This window comes from Variovorax sp. UC74_104 (assembly GCF_044055375.1).
Classification (GTDB): Bacteria; Pseudomonadota; Gammaproteobacteria; order Burkholderiales; family Burkholderiaceae_C; genus Variovorax.
On record NZ_CP171978.1, the window covers coordinates 1,827,661 to 1,841,899 of the forward strand.

Consider the following 14,239-nt stretch of genomic DNA (forward strand, 5'->3'; position numbering starts at 1 on the left):
ATGTCTTGGCTGGCGACGCTCCTGATGGGCGTTGCCGGCGTTTGCGGCCTGTTCGGCGTTTCCGGTGCGATCGCCGCCGAGGCGCCGATCGAGCTGCGCCAGGGCACGGTGACCACCACGGTCGACGGCGTCACGCGCACGGAGCCGGTCGAGCTTTCCTATCACTGGGACCGGCAGTTCAACGGGCGCCCCGGCACCGCCAGCTTCGACCTGCCGTTCACGCTGGAGGCCGAGCCCGAGACGCCGTGGGGCATCTTCATCCCGCGCGTGGGCAACGTCTTCGAGGTGCAGCTCAACGACGCGCTGCTGCAGACCTACGGCGACATGAAGCGCAGCAACGACGCCGACTACGCCAAGGCACCCATCTACGTGCCCGTGCCCGGCAAGCTGCTGCGCAAGGGCGACAACCTGCTGCAGATCCGCCTGCATGCCGACACCGCCCGTCTCGCGGGGCTGTCGCAGGTGGTGATCGGGCCGGCCGCGACGGTGCGCGGCGAGCTCTTCGAGGGCGCCAACGCATGGCGCTTCACCGGCTCGGTGCTGCTGATGGCCTTCAGCCTGATCGTGGGCGGCATCGCGCTGGCGCTGTGGCTCACGCAGCTCGACGTCGACGCCAGCGGCGTGCCGCGGCGCGTGGGCATCTATCTCTGGGCCGCGTTGGCGGAGTTCTTCTGGGCGGTACGCATGGCCGACGGACTGGTCGCCGAGCCGCCGCTGTCCTGGGGGCCGTGGGGCGTGCTGATGGCGGCCTCCTATGCAGGCTGGGCGGCGGCCTCCATGATGTTCGTCTACCACCTCGCGGGCTGGGCGAACGAGCCGCGCCACCGCTGGGTGCGCTGGCCGGTGGCCGGCGTGGTGGTGGGAACGGTGCTGTTCAGCGCGCTGTCGCTGCAGCGGGACGAGCCTGCATGGTTCACCGCCTGGCTCGCCGTGGAGCTGGTGTTCGTTGCCGCCTTCGTCGGCGCCTTCGCCTTCGCCACGCTGCGCCACCCGAACGACGACCGCCTGCTGATGGCCGGCGCGGCCCTGGTCACGGTGGCCTTCGCCGCGCGCGACTGGCTGGTGGTCCGCCTGAGCGACGCCTACGGCGAAACCACCTGGGTGCGCTATTCGTCGGTGTTCTTCGGCGCGGTGCTGCTCCTGATCGTGCTGCGGCGCTTCCGCGCGGCGGCCCTGCAGGCGCGCGGTTCGGTTGCCGCGCTGGCCGAGCGCGTGGCGCAGCGCGAGCGCGAACTGGCGGCCACCTACGCCGAGCTCGAGGCCGCGGCGCAGGTGCAGGCGCGCACCCACGAGCGCGAGCGCATCCTGCGCGAGATGCACGACGGCGTGGGCTCGCACATCAGCTCGGCGATCCGCCAGTTGCAGTCGGGCCAGAGCAGCTCGGGCGACCTGCTGCGCACCCTGCGCGATTCGCTGGACCAGCTCAAGCTGCAGATCGATTCCATTCACCTGCCACCGGGCGACGTGGGCGCGCTGCTTGCCGCGGCGCGCTACCGGCTGGAGCCCCGGCTGGCGTCCTCGGGCATCGAGTTCGAATGGGCGGTGGACGAGGTGGAGCCGGTGGCAGGGCTGGACGCGCACGGCATGCGCCAGCTGCAGTTCCTGCTGTTCGAGTCGATCTCCAACGTGCTGCGGCACGCCGAGGCCACCGTGCTGCGCTTCGAGGCCGGCATGAAGGGCAGGACGGTGCAGCTGCGGGTGATCGACAACGGCAAGGGCTTCGACACCGCCAAGCACATGCCGCGCTCGCTGGCGGAGCGCTCCGGCGCCATCGGCGCGCGCCTGACGGTCGAAAGCCGACCGGGGCGCACGGTCGTTCAGCTCGAATTCGATTGAGGGGCCGGGCGGGGCTGGGATAATCCGCCCTCATGTCCGCCGTGTTCAATCAGCCCTCCCTGGCGCGTCGAATTGCGCCCATCTTCCAGGGCTTCGACGGCTTCCTGGCCTTTGCCGTCCTGCTGCTCGCCTTCGCCGGGCTGCTCACCATGTATTCATCGGGTTACGACCACGGAACCCGTTTCGTCGACCATGGCCGCAACATGCTGCTGGCCGGTTTCATCATGTTCGTGGTGGCGCAGGTGCCGCCGCAGCGGCTGATGCTGGCGGCGGTGCCGCTCTACACCATGGGCGTGGCGCTGCTGGTGGCGGTGGCGCTCTTCGGCATCACCAAGAAGGGCGCCCAGCGCTGGATCAACGTGGGCGTGGTGATCCAGCCCAGCGAAATCCTGAAGATCGCCATGCCGCTGATGCTGGCCTGGTGGTTCCAGCGGCGTGAGGGCCAGCTGCGGCCGCTCGACTTCGTGGTGGCGACGGTGTTGCTGGCGGTGCCGGTGGGGCTCATCATGAAGCAGCCCGACCTGGGCACCTCGCTGCTGGTGCTGGCGGCGGGGCTGTCGGTGATCTTCTTCGCCGGGCTGCCCTGGAAGCTGATCGTGCCGCCGGTGGTGATCGGCGCGGTGGCCATCACGCTGATCGTGAGCTTCGAGTCGCGGCTGTGCGCCGACGGCGTCGACTGGCGCGTGCTGCACGACTACCAGAAGCAGCGCGTGTGCACGCTGCTCGACCCGAGCAAGGACCCGCTGGGCAAGGGCTTCCACATCATCCAGGGCATGATCGCCATCGGCTCGGGCGGCGTGGGTGGCAAGGGCTTCATGCAGGGCACGCAGACGCACCTCGAATTCATTCCCGAGCGCACCACCGACTTCATCTTTGCCGCCTATTCCGAGGAATTCGGGCTCATGGGCAACCTGGCGCTGATCTCGGCCTTCATCCTGCTGATCTTCCGGGGGCTGGTGATCGCGGCCAACGCCGGGACGCTGTTCTCGCGCCTGCTGGCGGGGGCGGTGACGATGATCTTCTTCACCTACGCCTTCGTGAACATGGGCATGGTCAGCGGCATCCTGCCGGTGGTGGGCGTCCCGCTGCCGTTCATCAGCTACGGCGGCACGGCCATGGTGACGCTGGGGCTGGGTCTGGGGATCCTGATGTCGATTGCCAGGGCGAGGAAGCTGGCCCAGAACTGAGCCAGGCCAGGAACATCGGGGAACCGGCTTCGCCGGGCCCCTGGTGTTGCCCCCGGTCGGGGGGTGGCGAAGCGACACGAAGTGCGCGCAGCCTGGGGGCGAGCCCTGAGAATCCCGAGATGATCTCTCGCGAACCCACCATCGAGCGCCTCGCCACGGCGCAACAGCTCCTTCTCACGCCGTTCGGCCTCGACGAATCGCACCTGAGCAAGGCCCTGGCCGAGATCACCGCGCACCGGGTGGACGACGCCGACCTGTACTTCCAGTACACGCGCAGCGAGGGCTGGAGCCTCGAAGAGGGCATCGTCAAGACCGGCAGCTTCAGCATCGACCAAGGCGTCGGCGTGCGCGCGGTCAGCGGCGAGAAGACTGCTTTCGCCTATTCCGACGACATTTCCGAGGCCTCGCTGCTCGATGCGGCACGCACCGTGCGCTCCATCTCTTCCGCTGGCCGCGCCGGCAAGGTGAAGACCGCGCCCCGCAAGATCGCCTCCAGCCGCTCGCTCTACCAGGGCATCGACCCGATCGCCACGCTCGACAGCACCGCCAAGGTGAAGCTGCTCGAGAAGGTCGAGAAGCTCGCCCGCTCGCGCGACCCGCGCGTGGCGCAGGTGATGGCGGGGCTGGCCAGCGAATACGACGTGGTGCTCGTGGCGCGCGCCGACGGCACGCTGGCCGCCGACGTGCGGCCGCTGGTGCGCCTGTCGGTCACGGTGATCGCCGAGCAGAACGGCCGCCGCGAGATCGGCTCCGGCGGCGGCGGCGGGCGCTTCGGCCTCGCCTACTTCACCGACGAGCAGATCGCCGAGTACGTCGACCATGCCGTGAAGGCCGCCCTGACGAATCTCGACGCGCGCCCGGCTCCCGCCGGCGAAATGACCGTGGTGCTCGGCTCCGGCTGGCCCGGCATCCTGCTGCACGAGGCCATCGGCCACGGGCTGGAGGGCGACTTCAACCGCAAGGGCTCGAGCGCGTTCTCGGGCCGCATCGGCCAGCGCGTGGCGGCCAAGGGCGTGACGGTGCTCGACGACGGCACCATCGCCGACCGCCGCGGCTCGCTCAACGTCGACGACGAGGGCAACGCCAGCCAGCGCAACGTGCTGATCGAGGACGGCATCCTCAAGGGCTACATCCAGGACGCGCTCAATGCCCGCCTGATGAAGGTCAAGCCCACGGGCAACGGTCGCCGCGAAAGCTACGCCCACGTGCCGATGCCGCGCATGACCAACACCTACATGCTCGGCGGCGACAAGGAACCCGACGAGATCGTCGCGAGCATCAAGAAGGGCCTGTACGCCACCAACTTCGGCGGCGGGCAGGTCGACATCACCAGCGGCAAGTTCGTGTTCTCGGCCAGCGAGGCCTACTGGGTCGAGAACGGCAAGATCCAGTACCCCGTGAAGGGCGCGACCATCGTGGGCAACGGCCCCGATGCGCTCACCCGCGTGACCATGATCGGCAACGACATGGCGCTCGACTCCGGCGTCGGCACCTGCGGCAAGGAAGGCCAGAGCGTGCCGGTGGGCGTCGGCCAGCCCACCCTGCGCATCGACGGCCTGACTGTAGGTGGAACGGCTTAGGACTTTCGGCACTTGTGTACTGTTTCTTCCGGTTGCTAAGCTGCGCTCCTTTTTTGCGAACGACGAGTTCAAGGAGCAATTCGATGGGGAACAGGATCAATTCGCCCGCCATGCTGTGGGCCGTGACCGCCGTGGTGGCGCTGGCCACCGCAGGTTGCGCATCCCGCGGCGGTTCGGGCAGCCAGCCCGAGGCGGCGCCCGCTGCTGCAGCTCCGGCGCCCGCCGCGCGTGGCGGTTCCAGGGCCGGCATGGATGCCCAGGGCAATGTGGTCGACTCGTCAAAGGTCGAAGCCGGCAGCGGCAAGACGGTCAAGGGCCTGAACGGCTACGAGGGTGAGATCACCGGCAACCCGGCTCGCAACAGCAAGTTCGCGCGCCTGCAGATCGGCATGAGCGCCCGGCAGGTCACGGACATCGCCGGCCAGCCCACCGACCAGGGCGCATATGTAACCGGCAAGGCCTTCATTCCGTTCTATTTCGGCAGCGACCGCCATCGTTTCGAGATGACTTACAAGGGCCAGGGCCGCCTGATCTTCGCGGGCGGCGGCATGGGGGACTTCTCCTCCGGCAACCTGATCTGGATCATTCACAACCCCAACGAATCGGGCTACCGGTAAACAACAGCGAGCCCGGTCTCTTGACCGGGTTTTGCTTTTCCGTGCTACATTGCCAACCCATGTTCGCTGTCCGCGCTTACTTTTTTGCCTACTTTTGGTTCCCGGTTTCCGGCGGACGAGAGGCGAGCGCGTAAAAAGCACACACGAATACCCTCCCAGAACCGCCGGTGGCCTCAAGCCCCCGGCGGTTTTTTATGCCCTGACGAAACCACTCCAACAAGGAAGCACCCATGAGCACGAACACTGCCCCCGCCAGCGACAGCTGGTATGCGAACGTCGAAAAAACCAGCAAGACCGACGACGAACGCATCAAGGACATCAACGTGCTGCCCCCTCCCGAACATCTGATCCGCTTCTTCCCGATCCGCGGCACACCTGTTGAAACCCTGATCGAAGGCACCCGCCGCAGCATCCACAACATCATGGCCGGCAAGGACGACCGGCTGCTGGTGATCATGGGCCCGTGCTCCATCCACGACCCGGCCGCCGCGCTCGAATACGCCCGCCGCCTGAAGGCCGAGCGCGAGAAGTACGCCGGCACGCTGGAGATCGTGATGCGCGTGTACTTCGAGAAGCCACGCACCACGGTCGGCTGGAAGGGGCTGATCAACGACCCGTACCTGGACGAGAGCTTCCGCATCGACGAAGGCCTGCGCATCGCGCGCCAGCTGCTGATCGACATCAACCGCCTGGGCCTGCCGGCGGGCAGCGAGTTCCTCGACGTGATCTCGCCGCAGTACATCGGCGACCTGATCTCCTGGGGCGCCATCGGTGCGCGCACCACCGAAAGCCAGGTGCACCGCGAGCTGGCCTCGGGTCTGTCGGCGCCCATCGGCTTCAAGAACGGCACGGACGGCAACATCCGCATCGCCACCGACGCCATCCAGGCGGCGGCGCGCGGCCATCACTTCCTCTCGGTCCACAAGAACGGCCAAGTTGCGATCGTGCAGACCAACGGCAACCGCGACTGCCACGTGATCCTGCGCGGCGGCAAGGCGCCCAACTACGACGCCGCCAGCGTCGAGGCCGCCTGCAAGGACCTGGAAGCCGCCAAGCTGCCGCCCACGCTCATGGTCGACTGCAGCCACGCCAACAGCTCCAAGCAGCACCAGAAGCAGATCGACGTGGCGAAGGACATCGCCGCGCAGATCGCGGACGGCTCCAAGCGCGTCTTCGGCGTGATGGTCGAGAGCCACCTGCAGCCGGGCGCCCAGAAGTTCACGCCGGGCAAGGACCAGCTCTCGGGCCTCGAATACGGCAAGAGCATCACCGACGCCTGCCTGGGCTGGGAAGATTCGGTGCAGGTGCTGGACACGCTCTCGCAAGCGGTCAAGCGCCGCCGGGGCTGAGCGGGCCTAGAGCAATCCGGCCAGGTCGGGCCAGTGGTGCCGCATCGACGCAGCTTCGTCGCTGTCGGGCGGCACCAGGGAGAAATCGGCGAAATCGAAGCCCGGCCCGACCATGCAGGCGACCAGCGTGTAGTCGCCCGCGCTATGGCTCTGGATCGGCTGCGCCGCCTGCCACTGGCCGGCGGGCACCACGTGCTGGGGGCGAGTGCCGTGGACGTCGACCGGGCCCAGCCGCGTGTGGGCCGGCGCGGTCCGCATCGCAGCGTCGCAGGTCCACAGCGCGAGCGGCACGCCTTCCAGGTGCACCCAGACTTCGTCGGACAGAACCCGGTGCCAGCGCGAATGCTGGCCCGCTTCGAGCAGGTAATAGATGCTGGTCAGCGCGCTGCGCGGCGCGCGGCCATCGGCCGGGGTGACGCTCGATGCGGAGCGGAACACCTCGCCGTACCAGCCGCCTTCAGGGTGCGGCTGCAGCTTCAGCGTCTCGATCAGTTCGCGGGCACGGGCGGCGGACATGGCGGTCATGATGCGGCCGGCGCGCGCAGGGCGGCAAGCAGTTTGTCGTGCACGCCGCCGAAGCCGCCGTTGCTCATGCAGACGATGTGATCGCCCGGCCGCGCTGCGGCGACGACCTGCTTCACCAGCGGCTCGATGGCCCCGGCGACCTGCGCGCGCTCACCCATCGGCGCGAGCGCGGCGGCCACGTCCCAGTCGAGCCCGGCCGTGTGGCAGAACGACAGGTCGGCCGATTCCAGGCTCCACGGCAGCTGCGCCGCCATCACGCCCAGCTTCATCGTGTTGCTGCGCGGCTCGAAGGCGGCGAGGATGCGCTCACTCTCGCGGCCGGCGTCGTCCAGCTTCTTGCGCAGGCCGTCCAGGGTGGTGCGGATGGCGGTGGGATGGTGGGCGAAGTCGTCGTAGACGGTGATCGCGCCGCCGTCGCGCTCGACCGTGCCGCGCAGTTCCATGCGGCGGCGCACGTTGCGGAAACTGCCGAGCGCCCGGGCCGCATCGGCCGGCGCCACGCCCACGTGCTCGGCCGCGGCGATGGCTGCCAGTGCATTCATCTGGTTATGCAGGCCGGAGAGTTCCCATTCGACCCGGCCGACCGTCTCGCCGCGCAGCAGCACGTCGAAGGCGTCGTGCGTGCCGCTCGCCTGCCATTCGCCCTTGGCGCCGAAGCGCGCGAGCTCGCTCCAGCAGCCCTGGGCCAGCACGCGCTGGAGGCTTTCTTCCGTTGCGTTCACCACCAGCCGCCCGGTGCCCGGCACGGTTCGCACAAGGTGATGGAACTGCCGCTCGATGGCGGCCAGGTCGTCGAAGATGTCTGCGTGATCGAACTCCAGGTTGTTCAGCACGGCTGTGCGCGGCCGGTAGTGCACGAACTTGCTGCGCTTGTCGAAGAAGGCCGTGTCGTACTCGTCGGCCTCGATCACGAAGGCAGGGCCGTCGCCGAGCCGGGCCGAGACGCCGAAGTCCAGCGGCACGCCGCCGACCAGGAAGCCGGGGGACTTGCCGCCTTTTTCGAGGATCCAGGCGAGCATCGAGGTGGTCGTCGTCTTGCCGTGGGTGCCGGCCACCGCCAGCACATGGCGCCCCAGCAGAACGTGCTCGGCCAGCCACTGCGGGCCGCTGGTGTAGGGCTTGCCGGCGTCGAGGATGGCTTCCATCAGCGGGAACTTGGGGCTCCCGTCGGCCAGCCGCGCGCGGGACACCACGTTGCCGACCACGAACATGTCGGGGGCGAGCGAGAGCTGGTCGGCGCCGAAGCCCTCGATCAGGTCGATGCCGAGGGCGCGCAGTTGGTCGCTCATCGGCGGGTACACGCCGGCGTCGCAGCCCGTGACCCGGTGGCCTGCTTCGCGCGCGAGGGCGGCCACGCCGCCCATGAAAGTGCCGCAGATACCGAGGATATGAATGTGCATCGGTCGATTCTAGGTAAGCGATGCGCCGGTCCCGTGGCGGGCGCGCGCGTTTGTCCCGGGCTTCGTACTGATGTTCATGTGAGGGGCGCCTACTGCGGGCAAAATGCCCCGATGGACACGTCCAAGCGCGAAATCGCCGCCGCAGCAGCCCGCCTCGTCGTCGAGGAGGGGCTTCGAGTACGGCCCGGCCAAGCGCCGGGCCCTGCGCGACCTGGGGCTTCCTACGCGCACCGCGCTGCCGAACAACGACGAGGTCGAGGCCGAGGTCCGCGAATACATCGAGCTCTTCTGCGCCGACACCCAGCCGCAGGAATTGCATGCCTTGCGCCTGCTCGCGCTCGAATGGATGGAGCGCATGGCGGCCTTCCGGCCTCATGTGGGCGGCGCCGTGTGGCACGGAACGGCCACCCGGCTGTCGGACATTTATATTCAGTTGTTCTGCGATGATTCCAAATCGGCGGAGATAGCGCTGATCGATCACCACGTCGACTACGAGCCGCGCATGGTGACCGGCTTCCACGGCGAGCAGGTCGAGGCCCTCAGCGTGCATGCATCGAGCCGTGCGCTTGGCGAGGAAATCGGCGTGCACCTGCTGGTGTACGACCTCGACGACCTGCGCGGGGCGCTGAAGCCCGATGCGCAGGGGCGCGTACCGCGCGGCGACCTTCCCGCACTGCGCCGGCTGATTGAACGAGAAAAGGACAAGTGAATGACTTCTTCGCCCACCCGACGCGGCATGCTCTATGCCGGCGTGGCGGCAGCGGCCGCGGCCGCCGGCGCCGGTGGCGCCTGGTGGAAGGAGCGCGGCAGCAGCGCGGGCGGGGGCGAGATGCTCGACGCGGCCTTCTGGGCCCAGAGCTTCGAGCGGCCCGAAGGCGGTAACCTCGTCCTGTCCAGCCTGCGGGGCAAGCCGCTGCTGCTGAACTTCTGGGCGACCTGGTGTCCGCCCTGCGTCGAGGAAATGCCCATGATCGATGCTTTCTTCCGCCAAAACGGCGCGAACGGGTGGCAAGTGGTGGGATTGGCCATCGATCAGCCCAGCGCCGTGCGCAAGTTCCTGCAGCGTACGCCCGTCACCTACCCGACCGGCCTGGCCGGTCTGCAGGGCACCGAACTGGTCAAGAATCTGGGCAATACGGGCGGCGGGCTGCCCTTCACGCTGGTGCTGAATGCCAGCGGCTCCGTGGCCGCCCGTAAAATGGGCAAGCTCGAGACCACCGACCTGGACACTTGGCGGCGTGAACTGGTTCATGGTTAGAATCAGTTCCTTACGCTGGCGTTAGACGCCGAACGCCGAAAATCACCGATTTTCGAACAAGTTATGCCCTGAAGACCGGCTCAGCCGGCACTGGAGTCTCATGGATCTGCGCAAACTCAAGACACTGATCGATCTGGTGTCCGAATCGAATATTTCCGAACTGGAAATCACGGAAACCGAAGGCAAGGTTCGCATCGTCAAGGGCGGCGGCGCCGCCCCGGTGCAGTATGTGCAGACCCTGGCGGCTCCCCAGGCCGCCGCGGCGGCGCCTGTCGCTGCAGCCGGTGCTCCGGCGGCTCCCGTGGCCAGCGCGCCGGCGGCCGAGGCCGCACCGGCCGGCCATGCAGTGAAGTCGCCGATGGTCGGCACCTTCTATCGTTCGTCGAGCCCGGGCGCTGCCGCGTTCGTCGAGGTCGGCAGCAAGGTCAACGAGGGCGACACGCTCTGCATCATCGAGGCGATGAAGATCCTCAACGAAATCGAAGCCGACAAGTCCGGCACCATCACCCAGATCCTCGGCGAAAACGGCCAGGCGGTCGAATACGGACAGCCGCTGTTCATCATCGAGTAAGCATGTTCAAGAAGATCCTGGTTGCAAACCGGGGGGAGATTGCCCTCCGGATTCAGCGTGCTTGCAGCGAGTTGGGCATCAAGGCCGTGATGGTCTATTCGGAAGCCGACCGCGACGCCAAGTACATCAAGCTCGCGGAAGAGGCTGTCTGCATCGGCCCCGCCCCTTCGGCTCAGAGCTACCTCAACATGCCGGCGATCATCTCGGCGGCCGAGGTGACGGACGCCGAGGCGATCCATCCCGGCTACGGCTTCCTGAGCGAGAACGCCAACTTCGCCGAGCGTGTGGAGCAAAGCGGCTTCCAGTTCATCGGCCCGACGCCCGACAACATCCGCACCATGGGCGACAAGGTGTCGGCCAAGCAGGCGATGATCAAGGCCGGCGTGCCCTGCGTGCCCGGCTCGGAAGGTGAGCTCTCGGACGATGCAGCCACCAACAAGCGCATCGCGCGCGCCATCGGTTACCCCGTCATCATCAAGGCGGCGGGCGGCGGCGGTGGCCGCGGCATGCGCGTGGTGCACACCGAAGCGGCCCTGGTCAACGCGATCCAGATGACCAAGGCGGAGGCCGGCGCGGCCTTCAACAATCCGGCCGTGTACATGGAGAAGTTCCTCCAGAACCCGCGCCACATCGAGATCCAGGTGCTTGCCGACAAGCACAAGAACGCCGTTTACCTGGGCGAGCGCGACTGCTCCATGCAGCGCCGCCACCAGAAGGTGATCGAGGAATCGCCCGCGCCCGGCATCCCGCGCAAGCTGATCGAGAAGATCGGCGAGCGCTGCGCCGCCGCGTGCAAGAAGATCGGCTATCGCGGCGCCGGCACCTTCGAGTTCCTCTACGAGAACGGCGAGTTCTACTTCATCGAGATGAACACGCGCGTGCAGGTGGAGCACCCGGTGACCGAGTTCACCACCGGCATCGACATCGTCAAGACGCAGATCATGGTCGCCGCCGGCGAGAAGCTGCCGTTCACGCAGCGCCAGATCCAGATGCACGGCCACGCGATCGAGTGCCGCATTAACGCGGAAGACGCCTGGAAGTTCACGCCGTCGCCGGGCCGCATCACCATGTGGCATCCGCCGGGCGGCCCGGGCGTGCGCGTCGACTCGCATGCGTACACCAACTACTTCGTGCCGCCGAACTACGACTCGATGATCGGCAAGATCATCGTCTACGGCGACACGCGCGAGCAGGCCATGGCCCGTATGCGCACGGCGCTGAACGAGACGGTGATCGAAGGCATCCAGACCAACATCCCGCTGCACCGCGAACTGATGGTCGACGCCAAGTTCATGAGCGGCGGCACCAACATCCACTATCTGGAAGAGTGGCTGGCCGCACACAAGCGCTGAGCCTGGAACATCGCGATGTTTGAACTTCGCCTCATGGCGCCGGAAGACCGGGTCGAGACGCTGTGCGAAGCGCTCGATGCACTCGATGCATTGAGCGTGTCGGTGGAAGACGCCGACGCGCAGACCGATGCCGAGCAGGCGCTGTTCGGCGAGCCGGGCATGCCGCCGCCCAAGGAGGGCTGGCAGCGTTCGCGCGTGATCGCGCTCTTTCCCGACGAAGCGCAGGCGAAGGAGGCCTCGTCGGTACTCGCGCTGCAGGACTTCTTCGAAGGCTGCGAGGTGCTCGGCATCGCGACGGTGCCCGAGCAGGACTGGGTGCGGCTCACGCAGTCGCAGTTCGCGCCGGTCGAAGTCACGCCCGAGTTCTGGATCGTGCCGACCTGGCACGAGCCGCCCGAGCAGGCGAAGCAGGTCATCAGGCTCGATCCGGGCCTGGCCTTCGGCACCGGCACGCATCCCACCACGCGCATGTGCCTGCGCTGGATCGCGACGCGAGGCGAGGGCGCGCTGGCCGGCAAGCGCGTGCTCGACTACGGCTGCGGCTCCGGCATCCTGGCGATCGGCGCCGCGAAGTTCGGCTCTACCGACATCGACGCCGTCGACATCGACGAAGCGGCGGTCTCCTCGACCGTGCTCAATGCCGAAGCCAACGGCGTGAAGCTGAAGGCCGGCCTGCCCGATGCCGCCAAGGGCGAATACGACATCGTGCTCGCCAACATCCTGGCCACGCCGCTCAAACTGCTCGCGCCCTTGCTGCGCGGCCATGTGAAGGCGGGCGGATCGCTCGTCATGGCCGGCATCCTCGAGCGCCAGGCCGACGAACTGAAAGAGGCCTACGCGCCCTACGCAACGCTCGAAGTCAGCGATGCCGAGGACGGCTGGATCCTCATGACCGCTCGCTGCTGAGCGGTCGTCGCGCGCGGCTGGCCGGCTTTTTGCGTCGCCTCGCGGCTCTCCCGCGGCGAGGGCGCAACCCTACAATCGCCCGGTCATGAGCCTCGTCACGCGCTGCCCCGCCTGCACCACCACCTTCAAGGTGGTGCGAGACCAGCTTCGCATCTCGGATGGCTGGGTGCGCTGCGGCCGCTGCAGCAACGTGTTCGATGCCACGCTCGACCTGCACGAGACGCCAGAAGGAGCCGGCGGCACTGCTGCTGCATCCGGTGCGGCGCCGGCAGGGCCGGGCGGCGGCTACATGCCGGGGCTGGTCGGGCAGCCTGCTGCGGAGCCGGCGTCCCGGCCCGAACCTCCGGCACCGCCGCCATCTCCCAAGGCGCCTGAGCCCTGGCCCCAGGCAGAAGCCGGGTCGACCGATCAGGAGTCACTGCCGTCGTCCACCGAGGATGCGGACTTCTTCGAAGACGAACCCGAACATCAGCGCCAGCGTCAGGACTGGCATGCGCATGAGGATCACCTGCTTCCGCCCGACGCCCTGGTGCTCGACCACACCCCGGCGAACCTGCGGCCGCCCCCGGTGCAGCCGCCTCCCCCTGCGCCGCCAGCATCGCCTCTGCCCGCGTTCTCGCTGACCTTGCCCGAGCACGGCCTCACCGCCGACGAGCCGTGGTCCGACCTCGACACCACGCAGCCCACCTGGAAGCCGCCGGCGAGCACGCTGCCGCCGTTTCCTAACATCGACCTGAACCTCGCGTCGCCGCCGCCCCCTCCACCCCCGCCGGCGCCGCCGCTTCCGGTCACGCCGCGCGTCTTCAAGACGCGCGCGCTCATCGAGCGCGCGAGCGATGACGATGCCGATGGCGCGGCGGACGAGCGCGAGCAGCTCGAGAAAGACCATGACCAGGTGCAGATGCAGAAAGCGCTGCGCCGCGCCCGCATCAAGTCGGCCAAGATCGCGAGCGCCAAGGCGCGCGAGGAGCGCGCGGCCGCGAAGGCGCCGGTCGTGGTGGCGCGCGAAGAGGCCGAAAGCGAAGTCGACAGGCTCGATCCCGTGCTCTCCCCGGTCTTCGAGCCGCCACCGGAGCATCACTTAGCGGAAGACGACGAAGCCCTGGAAAAGGTACCGGGCTTCTGGCAGCGCAGGGGCGTGCGCGTGCTGCTTGTTCTGCTGGTGGTGCTTGCGGCATTGCTGCTCGTTCTGCAGATCATTCGCCACGAGCGCGACGGCATCGTCGCGCGCCAGCCCAACCTGCGGCCCGCGCTCACGGCGCTATGCCAGTACACGGGCTGCGAGCTCGGCGCGCTGCGCCAGATCGGCGACATCGTGATCGAAGGCGCGGCCTTCGCGCGCGAGAAGAGCGGCAGCAACGACTACCGCCTGAGCTTCACCCTGCGCAACAGTGCCACCGTGCCGCTGGCAATGCCGGCCGTCGAGCTCTCGCTGCTCGACACGCAGGAGCGCGCCGTGGTGCGCCGCGTGCTGATGCCGTCGGACTATGGTGCTCCCGCAGTGCTGGCCGCGCGCGCCGATCGTGCCGCCTCGCTGCCTCTGACCCTGTCCGCTTCCGAAGCAGCGGCGCTGCCGCCCGTCGCGGGTTATCGCGTCGAGGCCTTCTATCCCTGAGCGGGGCGCGCACGCGTCCCTCTTGTTTCATCCACTCAACACA

Annotated in this window: 12 protein-coding genes and 1 pseudogene; 11 read left to right on the forward strand and 2 right to left on the reverse strand. The window is 68.0% G+C overall.

Features of this window, described 5'->3' with window-relative positions; translation table 11 throughout:
• The 5 genes from ACHMXA_RS08560 (at nt 1) to ACHMXA_RS08580 (ending at nt 6,569) form a co-directional block, all read left to right on the forward strand.
• Entirely contained in the window at nt 1-1,836 is a 1,836-nt protein-coding gene (locus ACHMXA_RS08560; RefSeq protein ID WP_395320082.1) for a sensor histidine kinase, read from the forward strand.
• 32 nt (nt 1,837-1,868) lie between these two features.
• A complete protein-coding gene (rodA, locus tag ACHMXA_RS08565; RefSeq protein ID WP_176667848.1) occupies nt 1,869-3,023 on the forward strand; it encodes a rod shape-determining protein RodA in 1,155 nt (384 codons plus the stop codon).
• 119 nt (nt 3,024-3,142) lie between these two features.
• Entirely contained in the window at nt 3,143-4,603 is a 1,461-nt protein-coding gene (gene tldD, locus ACHMXA_RS08570) for a metalloprotease TldD (RefSeq protein ID WP_395320085.1), read from the forward strand.
• A gap of 83 nt (nt 4,604-4,686) precedes the next feature.
• Nucleotides 4,687-5,220: a hypothetical protein gene (locus ACHMXA_RS08575; RefSeq protein ID WP_395320087.1), complete on the forward strand. Its 534-nt coding sequence runs from the start codon at nt 4,687-4,689 to the stop codon at nt 5,218-5,220.
• 230 nt (nt 5,221-5,450) lie between these two features.
• Complete coding sequence (locus ACHMXA_RS08580; protein ID WP_395320089.1) at nt 5,451-6,569, forward strand: 3-deoxy-7-phosphoheptulonate synthase; 1,119 nt, start codon at nt 5,451-5,453, stop codon at nt 6,567-6,569.
• A gap of 6 nt (nt 6,570-6,575) precedes the next feature.
• On the opposite strand, the gene ACHMXA_RS08585 is transcribed toward ACHMXA_RS08580, so the two are convergent.
• On the reverse strand, nt 6,576-7,085 hold the full coding sequence (locus tag ACHMXA_RS08585) for a cupin domain-containing protein (RefSeq protein WP_395321259.1): 510 nt from the start codon (nt 7,083-7,085) through the stop codon (nt 6,576-6,578).
• Nucleotides 7,086-7,090: 5 nt separating this feature from the next.
• Nucleotides 7,091-8,494 (reverse strand): UDP-N-acetylmuramate:L-alanyl-gamma-D-glutamyl-meso-diaminopimelate ligase, encoded by a 1,404-nt coding sequence (mpl, locus tag ACHMXA_RS08590; RefSeq protein WP_395320091.1) that lies wholly within the window; start codon nt 8,492-8,494, stop codon nt 7,091-7,093.
• Between the two features lie 111 nt (nt 8,495-8,605).
• Between mpl and ACHMXA_RS08595 the strand changes: the two are divergent.
• From ACHMXA_RS08595 to ACHMXA_RS08620, 6 genes and pseudogenes are all read left to right on the forward strand, one after another.
• A pseudogene (locus tag ACHMXA_RS08595) lies at nt 8,606-9,203 on the forward strand (hypothetical protein).
• Complete coding sequence (locus ACHMXA_RS08600) at nt 9,204-9,752, forward strand: TlpA family protein disulfide reductase (RefSeq protein WP_395320093.1); 549 nt, start codon at nt 9,204-9,206, stop codon at nt 9,750-9,752. It begins immediately after the preceding pseudogene.
• Nucleotides 9,753-9,852: 100 nt separating this feature from the next.
• Nucleotides 9,853-10,323: an acetyl-CoA carboxylase biotin carboxyl carrier protein gene (gene accB / locus ACHMXA_RS08605; RefSeq protein WP_395320095.1), complete on the forward strand. Its 471-nt coding sequence runs from the start codon at nt 9,853-9,855 to the stop codon at nt 10,321-10,323.
• A gap of 2 nt (nt 10,324-10,325) precedes the next feature.
• Nucleotides 10,326-11,675, forward strand: a complete 1,350-nt coding sequence (gene accC, locus ACHMXA_RS08610) for an acetyl-CoA carboxylase biotin carboxylase subunit (protein ID WP_125948340.1) — start codon at nt 10,326-10,328, stop codon at nt 11,673-11,675.
• A 15-nt stretch (nt 11,676-11,690) separates the two neighbouring features.
• On the forward strand, nt 11,691-12,581 hold the full coding sequence (prmA, locus tag ACHMXA_RS08615; protein WP_395320097.1) for a 50S ribosomal protein L11 methyltransferase: 891 nt from the start codon (nt 11,691-11,693) through the stop codon (nt 12,579-12,581).
• An 85-nt stretch (nt 12,582-12,666) separates the two neighbouring features.
• Nucleotides 12,667-14,196 carry a zinc-ribbon and DUF3426 domain-containing protein gene (locus ACHMXA_RS08620; RefSeq protein WP_395320100.1) on the forward strand — a complete coding sequence of 510 codons (1,530 nt, stop codon included), beginning with the start codon at nt 12,667-12,669 and terminating at the stop codon, nt 14,194-14,196.
• The last annotated feature ends 43 nt before the right edge of the window (nt 14,197-14,239 follow it).